Origin of the sequence: Pseudomonas sp. Sample_9, assembly GCF_004307535.1 — a bacterium.
GTDB classification, from domain to species: domain Bacteria; phylum Pseudomonadota; class Gammaproteobacteria; order Pseudomonadales; family Pseudomonadaceae; genus Aquipseudomonas; species Aquipseudomonas mercuritolerans.
On sequence record NZ_RAZO01000227.1, the window covers coordinates 1 to 1706 of the forward strand.

The 1706-nt window shown below is 59.8% G+C and carries 2 protein-coding genes; both read right to left on the reverse strand.

Going from position 1 to position 1706, the window contains the following annotated elements:
- Positions 1-206 precede the first annotated feature (206 nt).
- Entirely contained in the window at positions 207-644 is a 438-nt protein-coding gene (gene dtd, locus D6877_RS13070) for a D-aminoacyl-tRNA deacylase (RefSeq protein WP_130911056.1), read from the reverse strand.
- A complete protein-coding gene (pip, locus tag D6877_RS13075; RefSeq protein WP_130911057.1) occupies positions 641-1612 on the reverse strand; it encodes a prolyl aminopeptidase in 972 nt (323 codons plus the stop codon). The genes dtd and pip overlap by 4 nt, the downstream gene beginning before the upstream one ends.
- Positions 1613-1706 lie beyond the last annotated feature (94 nt).

Sequence of the window (1706 nt, forward strand, 5' to 3'; positions counted from 1 at the left end):
TGTTCCGACTCCGCCGGGGCAAAATGATTCCCCAATCGGATCCAGACAAGTCTCTACCTAAGTCAAAACGGATCAACGAATGTCGATCCCCGCAGCGCGCGATTATCTAGTAGCCCGGATGACAACGCATCAGGGGTAACAAAGTATTTATCGCGAAAACAGCCTAAAAACAGTCGAAATTACCGAAAAAGGTGTTTCAGGCACTGTCAGGTCTGTAACAAAAAGGTTACCGGGCCATCGTTGACCAGGTGCACCTGCATATCGGCGCCGAATCTACCTGATGCCACAGTGCCATGCACCTGTTTCGCCTGACTCAATAAATAGTCGAACAATTCTTCACCCAGCGCCGGCGGTGCGGCCGTGGAAAAGCTCGGACGCAGGCCGCTTTTGGTGTCGGCGGCGAGAGTGAACTGAGAGACCAGCAGCAACCCGCCACCCACATCCGCCAAGGACAGATTCATCTTGCCCTCGGCGTCACTGAATACTCGATAGTTAAGCAGTTTATGCAGAAGTTTGTCGGCGCTGTTACGCGTGTCGTCGGGTTCTACCGCCACCAGCACCAGCAAACCCTGATCGACCGCGCCGACTACCTCGCCGGCGACCTCTACCCGCGCACCACGTACGCGTTGCAACAGCGCCTTCATGCTTCTTCGAGCGGCAGGTCGAGCAGGCGCTGGGCCATTTTGCTCGCGGCGCGCACCAGCGCATCGGTGATGCCCGGCTCGGACGCGGCGTGGCCGGCATCGCGGATCACCTGCAATTCGCTGTTGGGCCAGGCCTGGTGCAATTCCCAGGCGTTGTCGAGCGGACAGATCACGTCGTAGCGACCGTGAATGATCACGCCGGGCAGATGAGCGATCTTGCCCATGTCGCGGATCAACTGGTTCGGCTCAAGGAAGGCATTGTTGGTGAAGTAGTGGCATTCGATCCGCGCGATCGACAGCGCGCGTTGCGGCTCGGAGAAACGATCGACCACCAGCGGGTTCGGCCGCAGGGTCGCGGTGCGCCCTTCCCAGGTCGACCACGCCTTCGCCGCATGCATCTGGGCGATCTGATCGTTGCCGGTCAGGCGTTTGTGGAAAGCGTTGAGCAGGTCGTCGCGCTCGTCCAGCGGGATCGGCGCGATGTAGTCCTGCCAGTAATCGGGGAACAGACGGCTGGCGCCGGCCTGATAGAACCATTCGATTTCCTGCGGACGGCAGAGAAAGATCCCGCGCAGAATCAGGCCATGCACCCGCTCCGGGTGGGCTTGCGCGTAGGCCAGCGCCAGGGTCGAACCCCAGGAGCCGCCGAACAACACCCATTTTTCAATGCCCAGGTGTTTGCGGATGCGCTCAAGGTCTTCGACCAGATCCCAGGTGGTGTTGTTTTCCAGGCTGGCGTGCGGCGTCGAGCGACCGCAGCCGCGCTGGTCGAAGGTGACGATGCGATACAGATTCGGATCGAAATAGCGTCGGCTCTGGGCGTCGCAGCCAGCGCCGGGGCCACCGTGGATGAACACCACTGGTAAACCCTCCGGCGAGCCGCTTTCATCGACGTACAGCGTATGGGTGTCATCGACAGCCAGATCGTGCCGGGCGTGGGGTTTGATCTGCGGAAACAAAGTCTGCATTGCGCGCTCCGTAAGGGGTCGAGGTCATCCCTGGGGGGACTCGTATTATTCTGCCGTTGGGCATCATAAACCCGATTTGCGTCAATGAGCATGC

Bases quoted from the DNA above. Each gene is read 5' to 3' on its own strand.
- dtd (WP_130911056.1), bottom strand. From the start codon at position 644: ATGAAGGCGCTGTTGCAACGCGTACGTGGTGCGCGGGTAGAGGTCGCC.
- pip (WP_130911057.1), bottom strand. From the start codon at position 1,612: ATGCAGACTTTGTTTCCGCAGATCAAACCCCACGCCCGGCACGATCTG.